Source organism: Saccharothrix stipae, assembly GCF_054781895.1.
In genome coordinates this window covers 319,523-345,575 of the sequence record NZ_BAAGTN010000001.1, presented here as the reverse complement: position 1 = coordinate 345,575, position 26,053 = coordinate 319,523, and the positions used below count along the sequence as shown (strand labels likewise).

At 72.9% G+C, this 26,053-nt stretch carries 19 protein-coding genes; 13 read left to right on the top strand and 6 right to left on the bottom strand.

Annotation, left to right across the window (positions count from 1 at the left end; genetic code table 11):
• Positions 1 to 47: 47 nt before the first annotated feature.
• Entirely contained in the window at positions 48 to 680 is a 633-nt protein-coding gene (locus ACYVLT_RS01525) for a bifunctional DNA primase/polymerase (RefSeq protein ID WP_461118233.1), read from the top strand.
• A 3-nt stretch (positions 681 to 683) separates the two neighbouring features.
• Here ACYVLT_RS01525 and ligD read toward each other — a convergent pair whose 3' ends face one another.
• From ligD to ACYVLT_RS01510, 3 genes are read right to left on the bottom strand one after another with little or no spacing between them, the layout of a single operon-like run.
• On the bottom strand, positions 684 to 1,625 hold the full coding sequence (gene ligD, locus ACYVLT_RS01520; protein WP_461118232.1) for a non-homologous end-joining DNA ligase: 942 nt from the start codon (positions 1,623 to 1,625) through the stop codon (positions 684 to 686).
• Between the two features lie 28 nt (positions 1,626 to 1,653).
• A complete protein-coding gene (locus ACYVLT_RS01515) occupies positions 1,654 to 2,766 on the bottom strand; it encodes an MFS transporter (protein WP_461118231.1) in 1,113 nt (370 codons plus the stop codon).
• On the bottom strand, positions 2,766 to 3,380 hold the full coding sequence (locus ACYVLT_RS01510; protein WP_461118230.1) for a hypothetical protein: 615 nt from the start codon (positions 3,378 to 3,380) through the stop codon (positions 2,766 to 2,768). Before ACYVLT_RS01510 ends, ACYVLT_RS01515 begins: the two co-directional genes overlap by 1 nt.
• A 614-nt stretch (positions 3,381 to 3,994) precedes the next feature.
• Between ACYVLT_RS01510 and ACYVLT_RS01505 the strand changes: the two genes are divergently transcribed.
• The 5 genes from ACYVLT_RS01505 to ACYVLT_RS01485 are packed head-to-tail and all read left to right on the top strand — an operon-like array spanning position 3,995 to position 12,296.
• Positions 3,995 to 5,140, top strand: coding sequence for an ACP S-malonyltransferase (locus ACYVLT_RS01505; RefSeq protein WP_461118229.1), 1,146 nt, complete (start codon positions 3,995 to 3,997; stop codon positions 5,138 to 5,140).
• 10 nt (positions 5,141 to 5,150) lie between these two features.
• Positions 5,151 to 5,978: an ACP S-malonyltransferase gene (locus ACYVLT_RS01500; RefSeq protein ID WP_461118228.1), complete on the top strand. Its 828-nt coding sequence runs from the start codon at positions 5,151 to 5,153 to the stop codon at positions 5,976 to 5,978.
• An 11-nt stretch (positions 5,979 to 5,989) separates the two neighbouring features.
• Positions 5,990 to 9,568, top strand: a complete 3,579-nt coding sequence (locus ACYVLT_RS01495; RefSeq protein ID WP_461118227.1) for an SDR family NAD(P)-dependent oxidoreductase — start codon at positions 5,990 to 5,992, stop codon at positions 9,566 to 9,568.
• A complete protein-coding gene (locus ACYVLT_RS01490; protein ID WP_461118226.1) occupies positions 9,568 to 10,905 on the top strand; it encodes an MATE family efflux transporter in 1,338 nt (445 codons plus the stop codon). Before ACYVLT_RS01495 ends, ACYVLT_RS01490 begins: the two co-directional genes overlap by 1 nt.
• The gene (locus ACYVLT_RS01485) at positions 10,902 to 12,296 is read left to right on the top strand and encodes a hypothetical protein (RefSeq protein WP_461118225.1); all 1,395 of its coding nucleotides are present in this window, start codon (positions 10,902 to 10,904) and stop codon (positions 12,294 to 12,296) included. Before ACYVLT_RS01490 ends, ACYVLT_RS01485 begins: the two co-directional genes overlap by 4 nt.
• A gap of 38 nt (positions 12,297 to 12,334) precedes the next feature.
• Here the strand turns inward: ACYVLT_RS01485 and ACYVLT_RS01480 are convergent, their stop codons facing one another.
• Genes ACYVLT_RS01480 through ACYVLT_RS01470 form a run of 3 tightly spaced genes read right to left on the bottom strand, consistent with a single transcriptional unit; the run spans position 12,335 to position 16,233 of the window.
• On the bottom strand, positions 12,335 to 13,201 hold the full coding sequence (locus tag ACYVLT_RS01480; RefSeq protein WP_461118224.1) for a DUF4231 domain-containing protein: 867 nt from the start codon (positions 13,199 to 13,201) through the stop codon (positions 12,335 to 12,337).
• The gene (locus ACYVLT_RS01475) at positions 13,198 to 13,914 is read right to left on the bottom strand and encodes a carbon-nitrogen hydrolase family protein (RefSeq protein WP_461118223.1); all 717 of its coding nucleotides are present in this window, start codon (positions 13,912 to 13,914) and stop codon (positions 13,198 to 13,200) included. Before ACYVLT_RS01475 ends, ACYVLT_RS01480 begins: the two co-directional genes overlap by 4 nt.
• A 21-nt stretch (positions 13,915 to 13,935) precedes the next feature.
• Positions 13,936 to 16,233 (bottom strand): rhamnogalacturonan lyase, encoded by a 2,298-nt coding sequence (locus ACYVLT_RS01470; RefSeq protein WP_461118222.1) that lies wholly within the window; start codon positions 16,231 to 16,233, stop codon positions 13,936 to 13,938.
• 170 nt (positions 16,234 to 16,403) lie between these two features.
• On the opposite strand from ACYVLT_RS01470, the gene ACYVLT_RS01465 reads away from it, so the two are divergent.
• From ACYVLT_RS01465 to ACYVLT_RS01435, 7 genes are all read left to right on the top strand, one after another.
• Entirely contained in the window at positions 16,404 to 16,799 is a 396-nt protein-coding gene (locus tag ACYVLT_RS01465) for a hypothetical protein (protein ID WP_461118221.1), read from the top strand.
• Positions 16,796 to 18,634: a DUF6807 family protein gene (locus ACYVLT_RS01460; protein WP_461118220.1), complete on the top strand. Its 1,839-nt coding sequence runs from the start codon at positions 16,796 to 16,798 to the stop codon at positions 18,632 to 18,634. Before ACYVLT_RS01465 ends, ACYVLT_RS01460 begins: the two co-directional genes overlap by 4 nt.
• 84 nt (positions 18,635 to 18,718) lie before the next feature.
• The gene (locus ACYVLT_RS01455; RefSeq protein ID WP_461118219.1) at positions 18,719 to 19,039 is read left to right on the top strand and encodes an L-rhamnose mutarotase; all 321 of its coding nucleotides are present in this window, start codon (positions 18,719 to 18,721) and stop codon (positions 19,037 to 19,039) included.
• A 75-nt stretch (positions 19,040 to 19,114) separates the two neighbouring features.
• The gene (rhaI, locus tag ACYVLT_RS01450; RefSeq protein WP_461118218.1) at positions 19,115 to 20,263 is read left to right on the top strand and encodes an L-rhamnose isomerase; all 1,149 of its coding nucleotides are present in this window, start codon (positions 19,115 to 19,117) and stop codon (positions 20,261 to 20,263) included.
• A gap of 23 nt (positions 20,264 to 20,286) precedes the next feature.
• Positions 20,287 to 22,311 (top strand): bifunctional aldolase/short-chain dehydrogenase, encoded by a 2,025-nt coding sequence (locus ACYVLT_RS01445; RefSeq protein ID WP_461118217.1) that lies wholly within the window; start codon positions 20,287 to 20,289, stop codon positions 22,309 to 22,311.
• Between the two features lie 149 nt (positions 22,312 to 22,460).
• Entirely contained in the window at positions 22,461 to 23,498 is a 1,038-nt protein-coding gene (locus tag ACYVLT_RS01440; protein WP_461118216.1) for a LacI family DNA-binding transcriptional regulator, read from the top strand.
• A 194-nt stretch (positions 23,499 to 23,692) separates the two neighbouring features.
• Positions 23,693 to 25,942, top strand: a complete 2,250-nt coding sequence (locus ACYVLT_RS01435) for a rhamnogalacturonan lyase family protein (RefSeq protein WP_461118215.1) — start codon at positions 23,693 to 23,695, stop codon at positions 25,940 to 25,942.
• Positions 25,943 to 26,053 lie beyond the last annotated feature (111 nt).

The window sequence follows — 26,053 nt, the reverse complement described above, 5'->3', positions numbered from 1 at the left end:
GCAGCCGCAGGACGGCATTGCCGGTCGACACTAGCTGCATCCTCTCCGTGAGTAGTTCAGTTTCGCCCTGCTCGCCCGACTCGTTCCATCGATCACAGGAACGTCCCCACCTGCAAGGACCAGTCAGTGTCCTGATCAATCCTGTGATAACCAGCGGGGGAGAGCACCGCTACTTCCGGGCGCCGGACGTGCCGCTGGGCAACAGCGTCGGCAAGATCGCGCCGCACGTCGACACGCGGGGCGTCGGCGGGTACGTGGTCGCCGCCGGCTCCCTCCTGGTCCACGGCCGCTACCGGGTGGTGCGGGACGCGCCGGTCGCGCCCGCGCCGGAGTGGCTGGTCGCCGTGCTGACCCCGCCGCCGCCCGAACACCTGCCCATCCCCACCCAACGACCCTCGCCCCGCCGGGTCGACGCCTACCGCGCGGCCGTGGTGGAGGGCGAGGCGGAACGCGTCCGCGAAGCCCGGCCGGGCGCACGCGCGCACATCGTGTTCACCGCCGCCTGCCGGCTCGGCGAACTGGTCGGCGCCGGCTGGCTGGACGAGACCACCGCGATGGCGGTGCTGCTGGCCGCCGCCTCGGGGCACAACGGCATCGAGGGCTGGGCCGAGCGGGAGGCGTTGCGCCACGTCGAGAACGGCATCGCGCTGGGCCGCCGCCGACCCCGCGTGCTGCGCTGACGCTCACTCCGGCACGTCCACCCCGTCGCGGTCGGCCCACGCCAACAGCGGCTCCAGCGAGAACACCGCGTCGTCGATCCCGGCGTGCAGGTCGCCCAGTTCCGCGAACCGGGCCGGCACCGTGGCGATGGTGAGGTCGCGCGGGTCCAGCGAGTCGATCTCGTCCCACCGCACGGGCGTGGACACCGTCGCCTCCGGCACGCCCCGCACCGAGTACGCCGCGGCGATCGTGTGGTCACGCGCGTTCTGGTTGTAGTCCACGAACAGGCTGCGCGGGTCGCGGTCGCGTCGCCACCACGCCGTGGTCACGTCGTCGGGCGCGCGCCGCTCCACCTCGCGGGCGAACGCCAGCGCCGCCCGCCGCACGTCCGCGAAACCCCACTCCGGCTTGATCCGCACGTAGACGTGGAGCCCGGAACCACCCGACGTCTTCGGCCAGCCCACCGCGCCCAACTCGTCCAGCACCTCGTGCGCCACGTGCGCGACCCGCCGCACCCGGTCGAACGGGCAGTCGGGCATCGGGTCGAGGTCGATGCGCCACTCGTCCGGCTTCTCGGTGTCGGCGCTGCGCGAGTTCCACGGGTGGAACTCCACCGTCGACATCTGCACCGCCCACACCACGTCCGCCACGTCGGTCACGCACAGCTCGTCGGCGTGCCGGTTGTACCGGGGGAAGTGCACCCGCACGGTCCGCACCCACGGCGGCGCCCCGCTCGGCAGCCGCTTCTGGTGCACCTTCTCGCCGGTCACCCCGGAGGGGAAGCGGTGCATCATGCACGGCCGATCCCGCAGCGCGCGCACGATCCCGTCACCCACCGAGAGGTAGTACCGGGCGAGGTCGAGCTTGGTCTCCCCGCGTGCGGGGAAGTAGACGCGATCCGGGTTGGAGATCCGCACGGTGCGGTCCCCGACCTCCAGCTCCACCGAAGGCACCTTTCCGGCCATGCGGGCAACCTAACCCGGATCGCGTCGATCAGCGCGTCACCAGCCTCCTCTCCCGGTTCGTGGCGGCGATCGCGGTGGCCGCGACGGCGACGGCGGCGCCCACGAGGGGGACGGCCGGGGCGTCGACCGCGCCGCCGAGCACACCGGCGGCCGCGATGCCCGTGTAGATGGCGGAGGCGTTCAGGGCGAGCAGGAGGTTCGCCCGATCCGGGTCCACCGCGACCAGCGCCGCGAACAGGGGCGGGTTGAACGCCCAGAACAACGCGCCCCACGCGGCCATCACCACGAACCCGCTGGGGCCCGCCACCGTGGCGGGCAGCATCACCAGCACCGCGGCGCAGCCGCCCAGCGCCACCAGCAGCGGTGTTCGCGGCCCGTGGCGGTCCGCGGCCAGCCCGCCGACCGCGTTGCCCACCACCCCGCCCACGCCGTAGGCGAGCAGGTGACCGCCGTCGGGCGGGTGGCCGGTGATCGGGCCGAGGTAGCCGTAGACGCTGAACGTGGCCAGGCACGCCAGCAGCGACACGGCGAGCAGCCGCTGCACGGGCGGGTCGGCCAACGGCGCGAGCCGTTGCCGGAACCCGATCACCGGGCCGGGGCGCACCCTCGGCACGGCGGACCGCACCACCAGTGCCGCCACCACGCACAGCACCGCGACCAGCACGAACGCCGCCCGGTAGCCGTGCCGGTCGGCGACGAACCGCCCGGCCGGCACGCCGAGCAGGGTCGCGGCCGTCAGCCCGGCGGTCACCACCGCCATCGCCTTCGCCTTGTGGTCCGGGTTGAGCTGCGCGGCGACCGCCGTGGCCGCCGGGGTGGCCACCGCCGCACCGCACGCCGTGATCACGCGCGCCACCAGCAGCAGGTCCAACGTCGGTGCGAACGCCGCACCGACGTTGCCCAGCGCGGCGACGAGGAGCGCGGCCACCAGCAGGGCCCGCCGCTCGAACCGCGCGGTGAGCATCGCCAGCACCGGCGAGCCGACCGCGTAGGCCAGGGCGAACGCGGTGATCGTCTGACCCGCCGCGGCGGTGGTGACCCCGTGGTCGGCGGCGACCTCGGTGAGCACCGCCGCGACCACGTACCCGCTGGACCCCGCCGCCACGGTCGTCGCGGCGAGCGCGCAGGTCCGGGAGCGCATCAGGACACCAGTCGGGGCGGCGCCGGGGTCAGGTAGGGCGTCAGGTCGGGTGGTCGGCGGCCGGTGAACGCGACCCGGTAGACGGTCTCGCGGACCAGCGCCACGGGTCTGCCGGCGCTGAGCAGGGTGGCCTGGCACCACAGCGCGGGCACGTCGTCCGGGTCGTCGGGCAGCGGGTCGGCGAAGTCGGGGTCGTCGGGCGCCGGGGTGGTGGTGGCGAAGTGGGTGGCCCGGCGGGCGCCGGTGACCAGCATGCCGAGCGGCGTGTAGCCGCGGCCGAGCTCCTCGCGGCCGGGCTCGTCCAGTTCGAGACCGCGCTGGTGCACCAGCGCGGTGATCGCGGCCAGGCGCGGGCCGCTGTCGCCGAGGTGGGGGACCAGGTAGCCCTCGCGCCGGGTCACCTCCGCGTGCGGGGGTAAGCCGAGCAGGTGCGCTTGACGAGGGGTGAGGTGGTGGCGGGTGTCGGGTTGCCGTGGGTCGCGGCGCAGGCGGTAGCCCACCCACAGGGACAGCACGCGGGTGAAGGGGACGGGTACGTCGCGCAGGAACCGGGCCATGGTCTCGGCCCGGGCCCCTGCCTCGTCCGCGTGAGCGGCGGGTGCTGAAGTGATCATCGGGGTGCACCTTCCGGTGAGGCCGCACACGTCGTTGTGCGGGCGTCGGTGCGATGCACCCACGATGAGGCCGCATTGATGCGGAAACATCGGTCGGGTGACGTAGAAGATCGCGCATTTACTCCACTGTGGACGGCCGAGGGTCGCGTCCGACCGGGTGCACCGCGGTGTGGGCCGTCCGGCCGCGCGCGCTACGTGCTCCCGTACCCCGCCTCGTGCGGCGGTCGCCCGGCACGCGGGGGTCCGGGGTCGCCGGATTGCCCAGGTCCGGGACCGCGGCGCTGGTCGGAGTGCGCTTTCCACGTCGCCCGGCCACCACTTCCGTGGTGCGATCGGTCAATTGTCGTGAACCGTCCTCGCGATTAGCGTGACGCCGCGTTCGCGAAAACACGACGACCGACCGAGGAGAACACCGAAGGCGGGCTGCCGGCCCGTCATCAAAAAGGCGAATGCCGATCACGGCCCCATAGGGGTGGCCTATCAGGTCGTCGCCGACGTCGCTTCGAATTAATTTCTTCGCGACCCCGCGTTAACACATCGGACCAGGTGGTCGGTGCCGTGACCCGGCACGGCGCCCGGTCGGACCAGTGCTGCCCGAAACAGGTCGAGGTGCTATGCGCTCTCTTTTGCTGTTTGACGGTCTGGGTGGGACCAACGATCACCTGATAACCAGCCTGCGCGACCTCCGGTCCCGGCCGGAGAACGCCGCGTTCTTCCACGCCGTCTACCGCGCACTGGACGACGCGGTCGATTACCTGGGCCCCGACGCGCTGCCCGCCGGGCTGCCGTTGGAAAAGTGGCTCGGCGGTGTCGAACCGCCGGCGCTGGACTCCGTCGCGGCCGGGGTGTGCGTGCACGCGCACCAGCTCTGCCTGCTCCAGCGGCAGGACGCGGCCGCCGACGTGGTGGCGGCGCTGGGCCACAGCATCGGCCTGCAAGCCGCGGTGGTGGCGGGGGTGCGGGCGCGCCGGTTGGACGAGTTCCTGGCGTTGACCGTCACGTCGGTGAAGCTCGTCGTGGTCAGCCTGGTCCGGGCGCACGGGATCGCGCCGGACCGGGGAGCCGCCCGGGACGCGACGTTCGGTGACCCGGCGTTCGGTGACCCGGCGTTCGGTGACCCGGCGCTCGGTGACCCGGCGTTCCGTGATTCGGCGTTCCGGGACCCGGCCGTCGGGGGCCGCCGCGGCCGGGGTGGCGCGCCCGGCCCGATGGCGTCGGTGACCGGGATGCGGCGCGAGGAGCTGCACGCCCTGCTGGCCGACTTCGCCGCGGTGTCGCTCGGCTTGGCCAACGCGCCCACCGCGCACGTCGTCAGCGGGCCGACCGCCGACCTGCTCGCCCTGCGGACCGCGCACGCGGACGCGTTCGACCGCCCCGGCGTCTCCTGGGCGTTCCTGCCCAACACGATCCCGTTCCACAGCCCCGCCCTGGCGGACGTGCCCGCCCTGGTCCGCGATGACCTGGCCTTCGTCGGCCCCGCGCCCGCGCCCGACCGGCTGGAGCTGCCCGTCTACGCGGGCGACGGTGCGCGCGACCTGCGGCACGCCGACGACCTGGTCGACGAGTACCTGCGCCAGGTGTTCGTGCGGCCGATCGACTGGGAACCGGCCGTGCGGCACGCCGTCACGGACGCGTCGGTGGACCGGGTCCTCGACTGCGGGCCCGGCGCGGGCGCCCGCCGGTTCACCCGCGAGTGCCTGCGCGCCGGCGATCGGGCCGTGCGCGTCGAGACGTTCCACCCACACCGCCCAGCCGGATAGGAGATCCGCCGTGTTCTGTCTGCTCTTCCCCGGTCAGGGCGTCCAGCGCAAGGGCATGGGCGCCGAGCTGTTCGCCCGGCACCCCGACGCCACCGCGCTGGCCGACGACGTCCTCGGGTACTCGATCGAAGAGCTGTGCGTCCGCGACCCCGACCGGCGGCTGCGCGACACCCGGTACGCCCAACCGGCCGTGTTCTTCGTCAACGCGCTGTCGGCGCTGGAGCTCGAGGCCGAGCACCCCGGCCGGTACGCCTACTTCGCCGGGCACAGCCTGGGCGAGTACAACGCGCTGGTCGCGGGCGGCGTGCTCGACCTCGCCGACGCGCTGCGGCTGGTCAAGCGGCGGGCCGAGCTGATGTCGGCGATCAGCGGCGGCGGCATGTCCGCGGTGCAGGGCGTGCCCACGGCGTTCGTGCGGCGCGCGTTGGCAGAGACCGGCCTGCCGAACGTCTTCCTGGCCAACCTCAACGCCGACACCCAGACCACCATCGCGGGCGACCGCGCGGAGGTCGCGGTGGCGGCCAAGGCGATCGGCGCGCTGCCCGGCGCGCGGGTCGTGCCGATCAACGTCAGCGGACCGTTCCACACCCCGCTCATGGAGCCCGCCGAGACGGCGTTCCGCGAGGTGCTGGCCGGTTTCACGTTCGCGCCCGCGACGACCCCCGTGGTCTCCAGCGTCACCGGCGAGCCGTTCACCGGCCCCGACCTGCTCGCCCGCCAGCTGTCCGCGCCGGTGGAGTGGGTGCGCGCGGTCCGGACCCTGCGCGCGGCGGGCGTCACCGAGTTCGACGAGGTCAACGGCCGGACCTTGACCTCACTCGTCAACAAGATCCACTGAGGGGTACCACCATGAACACCGACATCGCAGTAGTGGGCCTCTCGGTGGACGTGCCCGGCGCACGCGACCTGGACGCCTTCTGGCAGGTCGTCAGCACCGGCGCGAGCACCAGCAGGCCGTTCCCCGCCGACCGGCGGGAGAAGCTCTCGGAGTACATCCGCTACCTGCGGGCCACGAGCATCGACCCGGTGCCCGACCCCGACATCGACTACCACAACGGCTACTTCCTCGACACCGTCGACCACTTCGACCACGCCGCGTTCGGCATGAACCCGCGGCAGGCCACGCTGACCGACCCGCACCACCGGATGGTGCTGCGCGCGATGTACCTGGCGTTCGAGGACGCGGGCTACTCGCTGGACCGGTTGCGCGGCAGTCGCACGGGTGTCTACGTCGGGTTCGCGGTCAACCCCGGCTCCACGTACCTGGACTACATCAGCCGGGTCGACCCGTCGGTCGGCCAGCAGGCCATCACCGGCAACATCCCGGCGATGCTGGCCAACCGGCTGTCGCACTTCCTGGACCTGCGCGGACCCAGCATGGTGGTGGACACCGCCTGCTCGGCCACCCTCGTCGCGGTGCACCTGGCGAAGAACGCCCTGCTGCTCGACGACTGCGACATGGCCGTGGTCGGTGGCGCGCGGATCGTGTTCGCGCCGGTCAAGCACCGGCACTCCAACATCGGCATCGAGTCGTCCGACGGCGTCACCCGCACGTTCGACGAGGCCGCCGACGGCACCGGGTTCGGCGAGGGCTCCGGCGCGGTGGTGCTCAAGCGGCTGGACCGGGCGCTGGCCGACGGCGACCAGGTGTACGCGGTGATCAAGGGCAGCGCGGTCAACCACGACGGCAACACCGAGGGCATCACCAACCCCGACTCCGACTCGCAGGCCGACCTGCTGCTGTCGGCCTGGCGCAACGCCGACGTCGACCCGCGCACCATCGGCTACTTCGAGGCGCACGGCACCGCGACCCGCGTCGGCGACCCGATCGAGCACGAGGGCATGAAGCGGGCGTTCGCCAAGCACACCGCCGACCGCGGCTTCTGCGCCGTGGGCACGGTGAAGGCCAACGTGGGCCACCTGTTCGAGGGCTCCGGCGTGATCGGCCTGATCAAGGCGATCGCCGTGCTGCGCCACCGGATGATCCCGCCGCAGGCGAACTTCTCGACGCCCAACCCGAAGCTCGACTTCGCCTCCGGCCCGCTGTACGTGCCGACCAGCCTGGAGCCTTGGGAGTCCGACGGCCCGCGCCGCTGCGGCGTCAGCGCGTTCGGGCTGGGCGGCACCAACGCGCACGTCGTGCTGGAGGAGTTCACCGCCGCGCCCGACGAGCGCCCGGCGTCGTCCGGCGCGCACCTGTTCACGCTCAGCGCGGCCACCATCAAGTCGTTGACGCGGATCGTGGAGCGGCACATCCGGTTCATCGACGGCGGCGGGCTCGACGGCGTCGACATCGCCGACGTCTGCCACACCAGCCGGGTCTCGCGCGGCGGGCACCGGCACCGGGTCGCGCTCGTCGTCACCGACGCCGCCGACCTGCGCCACCAGCTCGCCGAGCTGCTCGCCGACCGGCCCACCCCGCTGCCCGAGGGGCCGCTGGGCGACCAGGGACGGGTGTTCACCCGCGGCGGCGAGGTGGACTGGAGGTCCCTGCTCGGCGACCGCGCGCCGCACGTCGTCCGGCTGCCCGGGTACGCGTTCGACGAGTCGCCCGCGTGGGTGAGCTTCCCCGACACCTGGCGCGAGAAGCTGAACCTCGACACCACCGACGAGCGGCACCCCGTCACGCACGACGTCGAGTTCCACGAGGCTCCCGCGGCACGGCCGGTGGCCGCGCCCAACGCCAGGGTGCTGGCCCTGGTCGACCCGGACACCGACGCCGAGGCCGTCCTGGCCGGTCTGGGCGACGTCACGTTCCTGCGCCTGGGCGAGCCGATCGGAGCGGGCGCCCCGTTCGCCGCCGACGACACCGCCGCGTACGAGGAGATCGCCCGGCTGGTCGGCGACGGCGTCACGCACCTGGTGCACGCGCTGGCGTTCGAGGACGCGCCGGCGGCCGACGTGGCCGAGCTCGACCGGCGCGCGGGCAAGAACCTGCACAGCCTGTTCCTGCTGACCAAGGCGCTGATGGCGGCTGGGGTGAAGGTCGACCTCACCGTGCTCACGCGCACCGCGGTGTGCGCGGAGGAAGGCGACGCCGTCGTGGCGGAGAACGCCGCGCTGGTCGGGTTCGGCAAGGTGGTCGGCCGCGAGTACCCGTACATCAAGGTCAAGCACGTGGACGTGGACGCGGCCGTGCCGCCCGCGGCGCTGCGGGCCGAGGTGTTCGCCGACGAGCACGGCCTGTTCCTGCTGCGCGCCGACCGACGCCTGCGCGAGGTGTTCGTGGAGGTGCCGGAGGTCGAGCCCGCCGGCGCGGAGGACTACCTCAAGCCCGGCGGCACCTACCTGATCACCGGCGGCACCGGCGCGCTCGGCCTGGCCGTGGCGGAGCGGTTCGCCGCCACCCGGCCGGACCTCGCGCTGGTGCTGCTGAGCCGGTCCGGCGTGCCGCCGCGCGAGCGGTGGGACGACCCGATCGCGGTGCCCACCGGTTCGGTCGCGGCCAAGCGGGTCGCCGCCGTGCGCGCGCTGGAGGCGGCGGGCGCGACGGTGACCGTCGTGGCGGCCGACGCGGGAGACCCCGCGGCGCTGGCCGAGGCCGTCACCGCGATCCGCCGCGACCACGGGCGCATCGACGGCATCGTGCACGCGGCCGGCCTGCCCGGCGGCAGCACGATCATGTTCCGCCGGTCCGCCGACTTCGACGCCGTGGTGCGGGCCAAGCTGCACGCGGCGTTCGTGCTCGACCGGCTCACCCGGGACGACCGGCCGGACTTCATCGCCCACTTCTCGTCCGTGGCCTCGGTGTTCCCCGCGCCCGGCCAGGCCGACTACGCGGCGGCGAACTACTACCTGGACAACCTCGCCCGCGCCCAGGCAGGCGGGCCGTGCCACGTGATCGCGCTGGACTGGGTCGCGTGGAAGGAGATCGGCATGGCCGTCGACTTCGGCACCAACGGCGACACCATGTTCAAGGCCCTGCCCACCGCGGTCGGCCTGGACGTGCTCGACGCGGGCCTGAGGTCGACGCGGTCGCGGCTGTTCGCGGGCGAGCTCCACTACCGGGGCGAGCTGATCCACCTGCTGCGTTCCTACGACGTGACGCTGTCGGCCGACATCGAGGCCAAGGTGGAGGCCGAGATGCAGGCGCTGGAGCAGCGGCTGGTCGAGGCCGCTGACAAGACCAAGGCGAGTGTCGCCGCGGTGTCGGTCGAGCTGGAAGGCCGCGCGGACGGCGGGTACAGCGACGTCGAGCGGTCGGTCGCCCGGTGCCTGGCGCTGGCGTTCGGCTACGACGCGCTCGACGTGGAGGCCGACTTCTTCGACCTGGGCGGCGACTCCATCATGGCCGCCGGCGTGGCGGGCACGATCGCGGTCTGCCACGGGGTGTCCTACGACGTGGCCGACCTGCTGGCCGACCGCACCATCGCCGAGATCGCCTACCACGTCGAGGACCTGGCCGCCTTCGCCGCGGAAGTCGCCTGATGGCGGACGTCTCGGACATGACCGCGGGGCCGGCGCTGCGGCGCATCGTCGGCTTCGCGCTGCCCCTCACCGCGGCGAACCTGCTGCAACAGGGCTACCTGCTGGTGGATGGCATCGTGGTCGGGCACTACGTCGGAGTCCAAGGGCTGGCCGCGGTCGGTGCGAGCGGGCCGTTGTTCTACCTGCTGAACGCGATGTTCATCGGGTTGGGCACGGCCTTCACCATCCGGCTGGCCCACCTGCGCGGCGCGCGGCAGGACGGCGAGCGTCGCGGTGTCGTGCTGTCGTTGGCGCTGCTGACGGCCGTGTGGTCGGTCGGGTGCATCCTGCTGGTCACCGTGCTGGCCCGGCCGACGCTGGCGTTGATGGGCATCGGGGGCGCGCTGGCCGACGACTGCGCGGAGTTCATCGGCGCGCTGTCGCTCGGGTTCCCCGGCATCTTCGGCTCGGCCGCGGTGAGCGCGTACCTGCGCGGCCTGGGCGACTCGCGGGCCGCGATGTGGGTGCAGGGGTTCGGCAGCGTCGTCAACGTGGCGCTGGTGCTGCTGTTCGTGGCCGTGCTGGACCTGGGCATCTCCGGCGCGGCGCTGGCCACGGCCGCGGCCGCCACGGCGGCGCTCCTGATCGGCCTGGTGCACGCCGCGCGCACGCACCCCGTGCCACGCGCGGGGGAGCGGCCGGCCGTGCGGCGGGAACTGGTGGACGCGGTGCGGCTGGGGTTCCCGCTGGCGAGCCAGCACATCATCCTCGCGGTGGGGATCATGGTGCTGGTCTGGATCATCCAGGCGTTCGGGCCGGTGGTGCTGGCCGCGTTCACGATCGTGTCGCGGATCGAGCAGTTCACCGCGATCCTGTTCCTGGACTTCTCCGGCGCGGTCACCGCGTTCACCGCGCAGAACCTCGGCGCGGGCCGGGAGGAGCGCACCCGGCGCGGCCTGTGGCAGACCCTCGGGCTGACGGTGGGCCTCACCGCGGCGCTGGCGGCCGTGGTGCTGCTCGCGCGCGGCCCGATCGCGTCGCTGTTCACCGACGACCCGGCCACCCGCGAGCTGACCGAGCGCTACATCCTGATCATCTACCCGTTCTTCGCGCTCTACACGGTGATGGTGGTGCTGCACGGCCACCTCAACGGCGCCCGCCGCACCACCGCGCCGCTGGTCTGCACGGTGATCGCGTTCGTGCTGGTGCAGATCCCGTTCGCGTACCTGTTCCACGGCGTGTTCGGCATCGAGGCGGTGATGTGGGCGGTCGTCGCGGGCTGGACGGCGGGGCTGGCCTACTCGGTGTGGTGCCTGCGCCGCGTACTGTTCACCCAACCCGCGGGAGTCGTGTCGTGATCACCGAAGGCAGCGCCGAGGTCGAGTTCCACGGTGGCCGGGCCCGCACCGGCCACCTGACCTGGGGCCAACAGGGCACGTGGGACGGCCTGGAGCACTGGCTGCCGGAGATCAAGCCGTTCTTCTTCCTCACCCGGTGGCTGCCCGTGCCGCTCCTGCTGGAACTGGGCGACGTGCTGGAGGTGGTGGGCGAGCTGCTGCGCCGGCACGAGTCCCTGCGCACGCACTTCCACGTCACCCCGAGCGGTGACGTGACGCAGGAGGTGCTGGGCTCCGGGGTGCTGCGGGTCGACGTGCACGACCGACCGGCCGACGACCCCGTGCAGTTCAGCGACATCGTGACCACGTGCTGGCAGCGCGGCACCGCGACCCCGTTCGACCACGCCCGGGAGCTGCCGATCCGGCTGTCGGTCGCGCTGCACGAGGGCATCCCGGTCCTGGTCGTGTTCGCCCTGTCGCACATGGCCGCCGACTACACCGGCACCGAGGTGCTGGTGACCGAGATGGCGGCACTGCTCAAGGCCCGCGCCGACGGCACGCCGCCACCGCCGCCACCGCGCCCGTCGGTGCAACCGGTCGACCTCGCGTCGACCGAACGGTCACCGGACGGCCAGCTGCTCAACGTCGAGGCGATGCGCCGGCTGCGGGCCGAGCTGGAGCGGATGCCACCGGCCACCCCGGCCCGCGCCGAGCCCGCGTCACCCCGGTACGTGGGCGCGGACCTGGACTCGCAGGCCCTGCCGGTGGCGGTGCGGCTGGCCGCGCGCCGCTGCCGGACCACCACGTCCGTGGTGCTGCTGGCGATCACGACCGCGCTGGTCCGCTGCTTCTGCCCGGGCCCGCTGCACCGCCTGGACGTCATGCAGAGCAACCGCGTGACGCCCGAGCTGATGGGCAGCGTCACGACCCTCAACCAGGCCGTGCGCACCGTGGTCGACCTGCGCGCCGACTCGTTCGCCGACCTGCTGGGCCAGGCGCGGCGCACCATGGCCGACGCCCGCGCCCGGTCCCGCTACGACACCCGCGCGGCGCGGGAGGTGGTCCGCGCGTGGGGCGGGACGCTCGAACCCGGCACCCAGTTCAACGACATGTGGTCCACCGTCCCCAAACCCCGGGCCACCAGCTCGGAGATGGACACCTCGGTGTCGGAGCTGACCTGGCCCGCCACCTCCGACGCCGAGGACATGGTGCTGTACCTGGACACCCGGGGCACGGCCGACCGGATGCAGCTGGTGCTGATGGCGGACACGGCGGTGCTGGCGCGGGAGGAGATCGGCGGGTTCCTGCTCGCGTTCGAGCGGATCGCGGTGCTGCTGGCCACGGAGGACGTGCCGTTGGCACGGGTGGGGGAGTTGTTCGCGGAGAGCCGGGTGGAGCCGATGGCGGGCTGACACCCGACCGGATCGCCTGGCCGTTCCGCTGACCGCCGTCAGCTGTCCACCGGGCGGGACGCCAACCACATCCGGTGCTCCCGGTCGATCAACTCCTCGGCCTCCGCGACCGCCTCGGGCCACGCCGCCTCGTCGGCCTCCTCCAGCTTCACCAGCACCAGCACCAACGCCTGCGACGCCGCCGAGTAGCCGGTCGCCTGCGTCGAGTGCCGCCGCACCCCGAGCCACGCCGCGGCACCCGCCACGACCGCGGCGAACATGCCGGACAGGTCCAGCGACCACTCACCGAACGCCCGCCCGCCGGCGAGCACCACGGCGGCCACCTCGCCCACGACCAACGCGGTCCGCCACTGCGCCGCCCGCGTCCGGTTGGTCTTCGCCCGCTCCGCGTACCAGTGCTGCTGCCGCAGGACCCGGTGCTCCAGGTAAGCCGACCGGCGCTGCTCAAACGGTGCCGCCCGCATCTCGGTCATCGCCCGCGTGACGGAGGTGTCGTTGCCGCGCAGCGGCCACTGCTGCTCACCCTGCTCGACCACCTCGACCACGCGGTCCCGGAACAACGCCTCCGGCCTCGCCACGTCGGCCGAGAACGGCGCACCCGCCGCCGCGTACCGCCACGCCAGTGTCTTGATCTCTTCGGCGACCGTGCGCCCGGCGTACCAGTGGCGCTCGGGCTGCTGCACCCACAGCATGATCCCCGCCGCCAACGCCACCGCGAACGCGACCATCGCGAGCGTCCACCACGGGTAGAAGTCGTCGTGGATCTTCGTGTCGAACGCGGCGAACAGACCCGCCGCGACGGCGCTGAGCAGCCGGACCCGGGTCAACCGGAGTGCCGACCGCTGACCGCGCCGCGACGCGTCGTCGGCTTCGTGGAAGAGACCGGGTAGATCGGCATCGGTCATGAAGCTCCGTCCGTCGCGCCCGCCGGGATCACCGCCCGCACCACGGCGCCCACCCCGGTGCCGGCGGCGACGATCATGCCACCGGACGGGGCCCACACGGCCGAACGACCCGCCGCCGACTCGTACCCCTCACCCGTCGAGCCCGCGAAGCTCGCCATAGCCACCCACACACCGTGGTCGGCCGCGATCCGCCGCGCCCGCGCGTCCAGCACGCCCGAGTCCCACGCGTGCTCCAACACGCCCGCCACGTACACGTCCACGCCCAGCGCCACCGTGTCCGCCGCGTGCCGCGGCACGCCGGTGTCCTTGCACACCGCCAACCCCAGCCGCACCCCGTCCACCTCGACCACGGCCGGCGCGTCACCCGGTCGGAAGCGCGTCGGCTCCCCACCACCGAGCCACATCTTCCGGTACGCCACCCGCACACCCGCGCCGGACACCTCCAGCACACCGATGTGCGCTCCCGCCACCGGCGCACCCGCGAACGCCACCGCCCCCGTCTCCGCGCACGCCGCCACCAGCGGCTCCACCAGCTCGAACGGCACCACGGGCGCGTCGAAGTGGTACCCGGTCAACGACAGCTCCGGGAACAGCACCACCCTCGCCCCGGCCGCGCGCACCGCCTCCGCGTGCGCCGCCACGTTGGCGGCCACGTCGTACGGGGTGCAGCGCGGCTGGGCCACGGCGATGGTGATGGGTGCGGTGGTGATCACCACCGCACCCTAACGCCACCCCTAACGCGGCACCTTCGCCCAATCGACGTCCGACGCCAGGTAGAAGCCGGTGTACGCGGGCTGGTTGTAGGAGGTCTGCTGACGCGCCACGTCGACCCGGTACTGAGGGTCGTGCATCAGCGTGTACAGCTTGTGCCCGGTGACCTCCGTGCTCAGGTGGACCCGCAACGCCGAGCTGTCCGCCGTGCGCACCACCAACTCCTCGCGCCAGTCGCCCAGCACGTCCGCCACCAGCGCCGGGTTGCCCTTGGTGCCGTTGTTGGTGCGCGTGCCCTCGGCGGTGAGCAGCGTGCCCCGCCGCCAGTCCTTGATCGTCGGCGTCACGTCCTGCGCCCCGTCCACGACCTGCGTGGTCAGGTCCGCCGCCCAGCGGATGCTCGCGTTCGTGCCGGGGATCGCCGTCGACAGCGGACGCCCGTCCGCCGACCACAACCCCGCCGCGTCCGTGCCGCCCGGCAGCGACGCCCACGTCTCCAGCCCGGGCTCGTCCGGCAGCACGTCGCCGATCATGCCGCGCCCGGTGTCCCGGCCGGTGTACCCGCCGTAGACCACCTCGCCGGTGGCCGCGTCGCGCAGCGCGTAGCCGTAGGGCGCCGAGGTCGCGCCCTCGTGCACCATGTAGATCTCCAGCCCCGGCCGGGCCGGGTCGATGTCGGCCACGTGCAGCGCGTCACCGTGCCCGAGCCGCGCCACCGCGCCGGGGTTCGCGCTGCCCGGCGGCAGCACGTCCGACGAGTGGTAGAGCACCTCGCCGTCGTGGTCGATGGTCGACGCGCCGTAGACGATCTCCTGCTTGCCGTCGCCGTCCACGTCCGCCGCGCTCAACGAGTGCGCGCCCTGCGTGGCCAGCCCGCCGTGCGTCGGCGACGTGCCGTCCCGGCCGTGCACCGGGAAGTTGAACGGGTTGCTCATCGGCACCCAGCCGCTGTCCACGAACCAGTCCTTGACCAGCTTGCGGCCGTTCCACCGGTACGCGGCCAGGGTCGTGCGGGTGTAGTAGCCGCGGGCGAACACCGCCGACGGCCGCTTGCCGTCCAGGTACGCGACCCCGGCCAGGAACCGGTCCACCCGGTTGCCCGGCTCGATCCGGCTCAACGCGTAGTCGCCCCACATCAGGCCGTCGTCGTGCCGACCCGGCTCGTACCGCACCGTCTCCAGCTCACGGCCCGACCTGCCGTCGAACACGGTCAGGTACTCCGGGCCGTCGACGATGAAACCGGCGAACGCCCGCAGGTTGTTGCGCGCGCTGCGACCGGGCGCGTACACGTCGACGAAGTGGTCGGCCAGCGCCCTCGCGTCCACATCGGACAACGGGTAGGCGTAGCGCGGCTCGATGCCGAACGCCTGCTCCAACGTCGCCGGCCACCGGCCCGCCACCACCTCGGGGTGCTCGTGCCAGCCCTGGAACATCGCCACCACGTGGTCGTAGTAGCCCGCCGGGCTGAGCCGGTAGTCGTCGGCGTGCGAGAAACCGGCGCGCACGTCCTCGCGCGGCATCGTCACGTGCCGCTCGGACACCGCGTTCCCGCGCCGGTCGTACGTCGTGACCTTCGACCCGGGCGCGGTCTTCATCATCATCTCCGAACGGCCGTCGCCGTCGAAGTCGTAGACCAGGAACTGCGTGTAGTGCGCGCCGGAGCGGATGTTCACGCCCAGGTCCACGCGGTGCAGCAAGGTGCCGTCGAACCGGTACGTGTCGACGTAGGTCGGCCCGGTGTAGCCGATCTGCGAGACGTCCTTGGAGTTGGACGGGTCCCACTTCACCACGTACTCGTAGCCGCCGTCGCCGTCCACGTCGCCGACGCTGACGTCGTTGGCCGAGTACGTGTACGCCTCACCGGTCGGCGTGACGCCGTCGGCGGGCTTGCGCAGCGGCAGGTCGTAGGACCCGGCGGCCCAGGGCGACACGGGCTTGCTCGCCTCGCCCTGCCGACCGCGGACCACCGGCGCCACCCGGTACTCCCCGCCGCCCTGGGGGTCGAGGTAGTTGGTGCTGTCGGTGACCGTCGCGATGCGCCGGCCGTCGCGGTAGACCGCGAACGCCGGACCGGCCAGGCCGGTGCCGGTGTGGCCGGTGACCTCGTGGCGCAGCAGCCGCCAACTCAGGAACACCCCGCCGTCGGTGCGCGCGGCCACCAGGCCGCGATCGAGCCGTTCCAGCCGCGGGCGGTCGGGCGACGCCACCTCGGGCGACGCCACCTCGGGCGACGCCACCTCGGGCGACGCCGCGACCGGCGACGCGGCCAGGACTAGCGCTAGTGCCGCCAGGACGGCGGGCAGGGGTCGGACACGGGTCATCGGCGGCCTCCCAGGGCGCGACAGTGCGCGAGGTGCGTGACGAGGCCACACGATGAACCGTTTCAACCGGATTGGCAAGAGTGGGTGAGGATCGGGTTGCGGCGGAGGAACACGAGCCTTGACGCCCTGATCGGGCTGAACTAGGTTGCTTGAACCGATTCAATCGAGAGGTGAAGGCCGAAGTGCTGCTGATCGGGGTGCCGGTGAGCGTCGCGGCGCCGCCGGTGCTGCCCGCGCCGCCCGCTGTCGCGGCGGGCGACGTGCTGGGCGAACCGGTGGCCGACGGCCGCACGCCGACCGCGCGGCGGTTCGCCGTGCTGCCGGTCCGGGCCGTGCGCGCCCCGGTCGCGGTCGTGGTCCCGCTCGTGGTGCTGGTGGTCGGCGCGCGGGTCGTGCCGGCGCTGCCGGGCGGGCTGCCGGGCGCGTCCGTGCTGGGTCTGGTGCCGGCCGTGCTGATGCGGGCGGCGGCGCGGTGGCGGCCAGGCGATCGGTGGGCCGAGCCGCGGCGCGACTGGGTGGGCTGCGCCTGCCTGATGTTCGCCGCGGTCGCGGTGGAGAGCCGGTGACGCGGAGGGTGGTGCTCGCCGGCGCCTCCGGGTACGGCCGGCTGTACCTGCGGGAGATCGCCGCGCTGGAGGCGTCCGGCCTGGTCCGGCTCACCGGCGTGTGCGAGGTCGGCCCGCTCGACGGCGAAGCCCGCCGGCTCGTCGGCGACCGCCCGGTGCGCGAGGACCTGTCCACGCTGATGGCGGACGCCGACATCGGCATCGTGTCCACGCCCATGCACACGCACGTGCCGCTGGCGCACCAGGTCCTGGCCGCGGGCCGGCACCTGTTGCTGGAGAAGCCGCCCACGCCGACGTTGGCCGACTGGCGCGACCTGGTCGACCGGTCCGCGGGCCGAGTGGTCCAGGTCGGGTTCCAGAGCCTCGGCTCGCACGCGGTGCACCGGCTGGCCGTGCTGATGCGGTCGGGCGCGCTGGGCGAGATCCGGGGCATCGGCGTGCAAGGCACGTGGTCGCGTGACGACAGCTACTACACGCGTGCGCCGTGGGCCGGCCGTCGCACGCTCGACGGCGTGCCGGTGGTGGACGGCGCGTTGACCAACCCGTTCGCGCACGGCATCGCGACCGCGTTGGCGCTGGACGGCAGCACGGGCGTGGACGACGTGCACGACATCGAGCTGGAGCTGTTGCGCTCACGCGCCATCGAGGCCGACGACACCTCGTGCCTGCGGCTGCGCACCGGCAACGGCACGGTCGTCGTGGTCGCGGTGACGCTGTGCGCCGAGGTCGCCCGGGAACCGGTGCTCATCGTGCACGGCAGCCGCAAGCGCGCCGAGCTGCACTACACCGAGCACCGGTTGGTGATCGACGGCATCGAGGAGCGGTACCGGCACGACTCGCCGCTGCGCAACCTGCTGGACCACCTCGACGACCCCGCCGTGCCGCTGAACGCCCCCCTCGCCGCGACCGGCGGCTTCATGAAGGTGCTGGAGGCGGTCCGCACCGCGCCCGACCCGGCGCCGATCGACCCCGCCTGGTTGCGCCGCAACGGCAAGCGGGTGGACGTCGACGGCGTCGACCACGTGGTGGCCAAGGCCGCCGAGCACCTGCGCACGTTCGCCGAGCTGGACGTGCCGTGGTCGCCGCTGGCCGGCGTGGCCGGGTACGGCTGGGACGGCGTGCGGCGGCCGCTGGTCGTGCCGCGACCGGCGTTGCACCCGGTGCGCACCCTCGGCGGGGTCGTGGTCACCGGGGAGCACCCGGACGACCACCCCTGGCACCGCGGCATCGGCCTCGCCCTGCCCGACGTCAACGGGGTCAACCTGTGGGGCGGGCGCAACTACGTGCCGGGGGAGGGGTACGTGCCGGGCGAGCTGGGTCGGGTCGAGGAGACCGGTCCCGACAGGCTGGCCTGGTGCGACTCGGCGGGCGCCGTGCTGCTGCGCGAGCACCGCCGGGTGCGGCGCCGGCCGGTGACCGGCGGCTGGGAGCTGGAGTGGACCAGCGTGCTGACCGCCGCGGACCACGTGGTGCTGCACAGTCCGGCCGGCCTGGGCCGAGAGGGCGCGGGCTACGGCGGCTGGTTCTGGCGGCTGCCCGACCTCGACCCGCTCTCCGTGCGGGTCTACAGCCCCGACGGCGTCGGGGAGGAGGAGGTCAACGGCCGGAGCGCGCCGTGGCTCGCGGTCGTGGTCGGCGACCCGACCCGCACCACGACCAGACGACCGTGGACCGCCGTGGTGTCCGGTCCGACCGACCCGTGGTTCGTGCGGGTCCGGGAGTACGTGGGCATCGGCTCCGCCCTGGCCTGGGACGCGCCGGTGGTGCTGCGGCCGGGGCAGCAGCGGGAGATCACCGTGCGGGTGGCGTTCTACGACGGTGTGCGTCCCCCGTGAGGCGAGTGGGGTGGTCCAGAGCATTGACAATCTTTGCGGCGCAACAATAGCGTCGTGTGAAACGTTTCATTCCCGGAGGTCGACGTGCGACGTGTCTGCTTCCTGCTCCGGGTGCGCCCGGAGCGGCTGGACGAGTACCGGGAGCGGCACCGCGAGGTGTGGCCGGAGATGCGGGAGGCGTTGCGGGAGACCGGGTGGGGCAACTACAGCCTCTTCCTGGCCGACGACGGGCTGCTCGTCGGTTACCTGGAGACCCCGGACTGGGACGCTGCCCAGCGGGGCATGCGCGACCGCGAGGTGAACGACCGGTGGCAGGCCGAGATGGCCGAGTTCTTCACCGCGCTCGACGGCAGGCAGCCCGACGAGGCCATGAGGCCGCTGACCGAGGTCTTCCACCTCGACTGAGCAGGTAAGGAGTCCGGCGTGGACGCCCAAGCAGGATCGACCGGAACAGGATCGCGATCGCCCGGTGCGGGTGGGGTGGCACGGGCCTTGGCCGGGCAGCGGATCGAGCTGCCCTCCTGGGCGTTCGGCAACTCCGGCACCCGGTTCAAGGTCTTCGCCCAACGCGGTGTGCCGCGCACGCCGCACGAGAAGGTCGCGGACGCCGCGACCGTGCACCGGTTCACGGGTGTGGCGCCCTCGGTGGCGCTGCACATCCCGTGGGACGCGGTGCCCGACTACGCCGAGCTGGCCAAGTTCGCCGAGGACCAGGGCGTGGCGATCGGCACGATCAACGCCAACGTCTTCCAGGACGACGCCTACCTGCTGGGCAGCGTGTGCTCGCCCGACCCGGCGGTGCGCCGCAAGGCGGTCGACCACCTGCTCCAGTGCGTCGACATCATGGACGCCACGGGGTCGCGCGACCTGAAGCTGTGGTTCGCCGACGGCACCAACTACCCCGGCCAGGACAGCATCCGGGCCCGGCAGGACCGGCTCGCCGAGGCGTTGCGCGAGACCTACCGGCGCATCGGGCCCGACCAGCGGATCCTGCTGGAGTACAAGTTGTTCGAGCCCGCGTTCTACACCACCGACGTGCCGGACTGGGGCACGGCGTACGCGCACTGCCTGGAACTGGGGGAGCGGGCGCAGGTCGTGGTCGACACCGGCCACCACGCGCCGGGCACCAACATCGAGTTCATCGTCGCGGTGCTGCTGCGCGCCGGCAGGCTCGGCGGGTTCGACTTCAACTCCCGCTTCTACGCCGACGACGACCTGATGGTCGGTTCGGCGGACCCGTTCCAGCTGTTCCGGATCATGGTGGAGGTCGTGCACGGCGGCGCCCTGGCGGTCGAGTCGGGGGTGGCGTTCATGCTCGACCAGTGCCACAACATCGAGCCGAAGATCCCCGGCCAGATCCGGTCGGTGATGAACGTGCAGGAGGCCACCGCCAAGGCGCTGCTGGTCGACCGGGAGGCGTTGACCGCGGCGCAGCTGGCCGGTGACGTGCTCGGCGCGAACGCCGTGCTGATGGACGCCTTCAACACCGACGTCCGGCCGCTGGTGGCGTCCGTGCGCGAGGACATGGGGCTGGATCCGGACCCGATGGCCGCCTACGCCCGCTCGGGGTACGGCGAGCGGATCGTGGCGGAACGGGTGGGCGGCGAGCAGGCGGGGTGGGGCGCGTGACCCCCGCCGGAGGTGGCGATCGGGTGAACGACCAGGTGCGGGCACTGCTGGCCCGCTCGCACGAGCTGGGCGCGGATCCCGCGACCACGAACTACGCGGGCGGCAACACGTCGGCCAAGGACGTGGAGACCGACCCGGTCACCGGCGCGCCGGTCGAGCTGCTGTGGGTGAAGGGCTCGGGCGGCGACCTGGGCACGTTGACCGAGCGCGGCCTGGCCGTGCTGCGGCTGGACCGGCTGCGCGCCCTGGTCGACGTCTACCCCGGCGTGGACCGCGAGGACGAGATGGTCGCCGCGTTCGACTACTGCCTGCACGGCAGGGGCGGCGCCGCGCCGTCGATCGACACCGCCATGCACGGCCTGGTCGATGCCGCGCACGTCGACCACCTGCACCCCGACGCCGGCATCGCGCTGGCCGCGGCGGCGGACGGCGAGGCGTTGACCAAGGAGGTGTTCGGCGACCGGGTGCTGTGGGTGCCGTGGCGGCGCCCCGGGTTCCAGCTGGGCCTGGACATCGCGGCCATCGCCCGGGAGAACCCGCAGGCGATCGGCGTCGTCCTGGGCGGGCACGGCATCACCGCGTGGGGCGCGACCTCCGCGCAGTGCCAGGAGCGGTCCCAGGAGATCATCCGGCGGGCCACCGAATTCCTGGCCGCACGCGGCCGGCCGGACCCGTTCGGCGCGAAGCTGCACGACCCGCTGCCCGCCGACGAACGCCGCGCGCGGGCCGCCGCGCTGGCCCCGCTGCTGCGCGGCCTGGCGTCCGCGGATCGCCCGCAGGTCGGCCACTTCACCGACGCCGACGTGGTGCTGGACTTCCTGGCCCACGCCGAGCACCCGAGGCTGGCCGCGCTCGGCACGTCCTGCCCGGACCACTTCCTGCGCACCAAGGTGCGGCCGATGGTGCTCGACCTGCCGCCGACCGCGCCGTTGGACGAGGTGACGGCCCGGCTGCGCGAGCTGCACGAGGCGTACCGGGAGGACTACCGCGCCTACTACGAGCGGCACGCCACGCCGGACTCGCCGCCGATGCGCGGCGCGGACCCGGCGATCGTGCTGGTGCCCGGTGTCGGCATGTTCTCCTACGGCAAGGACAAGCAGACCGCGCGCGTGGCGGGCGAGTTCTACGTCAACGCGATCAACGTGATGCGCGGCGCGGAGTCGGTGTCGAAGTACGCGCCGATCGACGAGGCGGAGAAGTTCCGCATCGAGTACTGGGCGCTGGAGGAGGCCAAGCTCCGGCGGATGCCCGCGCCGAAACCGCTGGCCACCCGGGTCGCCCTGGTCACCGGCGCGGGTTCGGGCATCGGCCGGGCCATCGCGCTGCGGTTGGCCGCCGAGGGCGCGTGCGTGGTCGTCGCGGACGTCGACGCCGACGCGGCGCGGGCCGTGGCGGACGAGCTCGGACCGGACACCGCCGTGGCCGCGGTGGCGGACGTGACCGACGAGGAAGCGGTCACGGCGGCCGTCGGTGAGGCGTGCCTGGCGTTCGGCGGGGTGGACCTGGTGGTCAACAACGCCGGCCTGTCGATCTCCAAGCCGCTGCTGGAGACCACCGCGCGCGACTGGGACCTCCAGCACGACGTGATGGCGCGCGGGTCCTTCCTGGTCGCGAAGGCGGCGGCGAGGGCGATGATCGAGCAGGGGATGGGCGGCGACATCGTCTACATCGCCTCGAAGAACGCCGTCTTCGCCGGGCCGAACAACGTCGCCTACGGCGCGGCCAAGGCCGACCAGGCCCACCAGGTCCGGTTGCTCGCGGCCGAACTGGGTGAGCACGGCATCCGGGTCAACGGCGTCAACCCCGACGGCGTGGTGCGCGGCTCGGGCATCTTCGCCGGCGGCTGGGGCGCGCAGCGCGCCGCCGTGTACGGGGTGCCGGAGGAGGAGCTCGGCGCCTTCTACGCGCGGCGGACGTTGCTCAAGCGGGAGGTGCTGCCCGAGCACGTGGCCAACGCGGTGTTCGCGCTGACGGCGGGCGAGCTGTCCCACACGACCGGTGCGCACGTCCCCGTGGACGCGGGGGTGGCGGCCGCGTTCCTGCGGTGATCACCGCGATGGGCCGGCGGGTTCGGGAGGTGAAACGATTTAACGCAGGCCGCGGCCGGTTAGGATGAGAAGTGCGTTGTGCCGGACCGGGAGCGGTACCGGCAGCTAGAGTCGTCTTCTCCACACCTTGAGCCCGCCGAGGAGGCGCGTTGGTGGCACCGGTGAGCATCCGCGACGTGGCGACGCGCGCCAAGGTGTCGGTCGGCACGGTCTCCAACGTGCTCAACCGCCCCGAGGTCGTCGCGCCGGCGACCCGCGACCGGGTCATGGGCGCGATCGAGGAACTGGGTTTCGTCCGCAACGACGCCGCCCGCCAGCTGCGCTCGGGCACGCCGCGCGCCATCGGCCTGGTGGTGCTCGACGTGGGCAACCCGTTCTTCACCGACGTCGCCCGCGGTGTCGAGGACACCGCGAGCGAGGCCGGGCACGCGGTGATCCTGTGCAACAGCGACGAGTCGGCGCAGCGCGAGGCGCGGCACGTGGAGCTGTTGGCCGAGCAGCGGGTGCACGGCGTGCTGATCACGCCCGTGGACACGGACCTGGCCGCGGTGCACCGGCTGCGCGAGCGCGGCATGTCGGTCGTGCTGCTGGACCACCCGACCACCGACCCCGGGCTGTGCGCGGTGGCCGTGGACGACCGGGCGGGCGGCGAGCTGGCGGTCACGCACCTGCTGGCCGAGGGCTACGAGCGGATCGTGATGGTCAACGGGCCGTCGCGCATCCACCAGGCCCGGCAGCGGCACGAGGGCGCGGTGGACGCCGTGCGCAAGGCGGGCCGGGACGAGGGCGTGCTGGAGGAGCTGAAGGTCCCGGCGCTCAACGTGGTCTCCGGGCAGCGCGCCGCCGAGCAGCTGCTGGCCCGCTCCGCCCGGCCGGACGCGGTGTTCTGCGCCAACGACCTGCTCGCCCTGGGCGTGCTCCAGGTGTTGGTGCGGGCGGGTGTGCGGGTGCCGGAGGACATCGCCATCGTCGGCTACGACGACATCGACTTCGCGGCCGCCGCGGCCGTGCCGCTCACCTCGGTGCGCCAACCGCGCCAGCTGATCGGCCGCACGGCCGCGGAGCTGGTGATCGAGGAGACGATGACGCCCGCCGAGCACGAGCACAAGCACGTGCTGTTCGCGCCGGAACTGGTCGTGCGCGAGTCGAGCCGCCGGGTGCAGCGGACGCGCCGCCGTGCCAGGTGAACGCCGGTAGTTGAACCTTTTCATTCCTCCTCCGACCTGGTCGTGACGCACCTCCGCGCTATGTGGGGCGAGCCGGAATGAATCGTTTCATCCTTGACAGCGGCTTGGCGGCGGTGCTGTCATGTGGCGGGCGAGGGCGTTACCCGGGTCACTTCTGGGAGCGCTCCCAGACAATCGGCGACGAAGGAGCAACGGTGCTCACCAACTCGTTCAGAGTGCGGGCGATCGCTGCCGTTACGGCGATCAGCGCACTGACCGGAGGCCTGCTGGTCGCCGGCGTGGCGGCCGCGGCCCCGGGCTGCGGGGTCGACTACGTGGTGCAGAACAAGTGGCAGGGCGGGTTCAGCGCGAACGTGACGATCAGGAACCTCGGCGACCCGGTCGACGGGTGGACCCTGGCCTGGTCGTTCCCCGGCTCCGAGCGCTTCGCCCAGGGGTGGAACGCGACGTTCGCGGCGTCGGGCGCGAGCGTGTCGGCGTCCAACGTGGACTGGAACCGGTCGATCCCGACCGGCGGCACGGCGTCGTTCGGCTTCAACGGGTCGGTGACCGGCGACGTGGTCGGCACGCCCACCACGTTCACGCTCAACGGCACCACGTGCACGGGTGGCGTCGACCCGACGACGACCACCTCCACCTCCACGTCGACCAGCACCACTACCACCACGACGACTACGACCACCACCACGACGACCACCACGGGTCCGGGCCAGTCCGACCCGACCGGGCGCAAGCAGGTCGAACGGCTGGACCGGGGCGTGGTGAGCGTGCGGTCGGGCAGCGGCAACCTGGTGAGCTGGCGGCTGCTGGCCGGTGACCCGCAGAACGTCGGGTTCAACGTGTACCGGGGCGGCACCAAGGTCAACGCCTCGCCCATCACGTCCTCGACGAACCTCCTGGACGGCGGCGCGGCGGCGGATGCCTCCTACACCGTGCGCGCCGTGGTGAACGGGGCCGAACAGCCGGCGTCGCCCACGTCGCTGGCGTTCGGCTCCGGCTACCGGGACGTGCCGATCCAGTCGCCGGGCAGCGGCTACGTCGCGAACGACGCGAGCGTCGGAGACCTGGACGGCGACGGTGACTACGAGTTCGTGCTGAAGTGGGACCCGGACAACGCCAAGGACAACTCGCAGTCCGGCGTCACCGGGAACGTCTTCATCGACGCCTACCGGCTCGACGGCACCCGGATGTGGCGCATCGACCTGGGGCGCAACATCCGGGCGGGCGCGCACTACACCCAGTTCCAGGTCTACGACTACGACGGTGACGGCCGGGCCGAGGTCGCGATGAAGACCGCCGACGGCACGCGGGACGGTCGCGGCACGGTGATCGGCAACGCGAGCGCCGACCACCGCAACTCGTCCGGTTACATCCTGGCCGGTCCGGAGTTCCTGACCATGTTCAACGGTCAGACCGGCGCGGCGATGTCGACGGTGAACTACGACCCGCCGCGCGGCAACGTCGGCTCGTGGGGCGACACGTACGGCAACCGGGTCGACCGGTTCCTGGCGGGCACGGCCTACCTGGACGGCGCCCGACCGAGCCTGATCATGGCCCGCGGCTACTACACGCGCGCGGTGATCGCCGCGTGGGACTTCCGCAACGGCACGCTCACCAAGCGCTGGACGTTCGACTCCAACAGCCAGTCGGGCTACGCGGGTCAGGGCAACCACTCGTTGAGCATCGCCGACGTGGACGCCGACGGCCGCGACGAGATCGTCTACGGCGCGGCCACGATCGACGACAACGGTCGGGGCCTGTGGACCACGGGTCTCGGGCACGGTGACGCCGGGCACGTGGGCGACCTCGACCCGTCCCGTCCGGGCCTGGAGTACTTCAAGGTCTCGGAGGACTCCTCGAAGCCGGGTTCGTGGTTCGCCGACGCCCGCACCGGTCAGCGGTTGTGGACCACCGCGTCGGGCAGCGACAACGGCCGCGGTGTCTCGGCCGACATTCACGCCGGCAGCGCCGGGGCGGAGTCGTGGTCGAACGCCGACAGCCAGCTGCGCAACCCGAGTGGCGCCGGCATCGGCCGCAAGCCGTCCTCGGCGAACTTCCTGATCTGGTGGGACGGCGACCCGACCCGCGAGCTGCTGGACCAGACCCGGATCGACAAGTACGGCACGGGCGGCGACACCCGCCTGCTCACCGGGTCCGGTGTGGCCTCGAACAACGGCACCAAGGCCACCCCCGCGCTGTCCGCCGACCTGTTCGGCGACTGGCGCGAGGAGGTCGTCTGGCGGACCTCGGACAACTCCGCGCTGCGGATCTACGCCACGCCCAACCAGACCGACCGCCGCATCCCCACGCTGATGCACGACACCATGTACCGGGTCGCCATCGCGTGGCAGAACACGGCCTACAACCAGCCGCCGCACCCGAGCTTCCACATCGGCAGCGGCATGGTCACGCCGCCGTGGCCGGACGTGCACTACGCCGGCTGACGGCCATCCGCACGATCACAGCGCGTTGCCGGTGGCCTACCTCACTCGGAGGTAGGCCACCGGCCATTCGGGGTGTGAACCCCACGGTCGGTGGGTACCAGTCCGGGGATC